The organism is Vibrio sp. 1078-1 (assembly GCF_033340475.1).
This window is the reverse complement of the sequence record NZ_JAWOWM010000888.1, coordinates 1-521: the sequence shown is the minus strand read 5'-3', so window position 1 is coordinate 521 and position 521 is coordinate 1. Positions and strand designations below refer to the sequence as shown.

Here is a 521-nt window from a genome sequence, read left to right as displayed (position 1 = left end):
CGCTTTACCGTCAACACGGTTTTTACTTTAACGCTCAGCGTAGTATTGCGTTGGATCCAAACTCACCACCAATTGGTGACAAGTTACGAGCAAATCCACCAAGCGAAATTGCAGGCAAGAAAGTATCGGTAACTGAGGACTTGAAAACTTCCGTTCGTACATTTGAGGATGGTTCAGAAGAGACGATTGATTTACCAGCAAGTGATGTGCTGATTTATCATCTCGAAGACAAATCCCGCGTAATCGTTCGTCCTTCTGGTACTGAGCCTAAGTTGAAATGTTACTACGAAGTCATCAGTGACTTCCCTGCTGACATGAGCTACGAGCAAGCGCAACAAGCTGCCGAAGCCAAAATGAACGCGCTGATCGACGCACACCAAAAAAGCTTGTAACTCTCTCAAAAATTTGTCATGAAAAGCTCATGACTACATACTAAAAGAGGCGCTGTTCGCGCCTCTTTTTCTGGATTTCTAACAAGCTAAACATCAGTAGCGACTAATCTGCGATTTCTTTTTGGAGGA

The 521-nt window shown here is 44.0% G+C and carries 1 pseudogene; it reads left to right on the top strand.

Annotated elements, in window-relative coordinates:
- Positions 1–392: pseudogene (locus R7190_RS30650) on the top strand (phospho-sugar mutase); the annotation flags it as partial.
- Between the last annotated feature and the right edge of the window lie 129 nt (positions 393–521).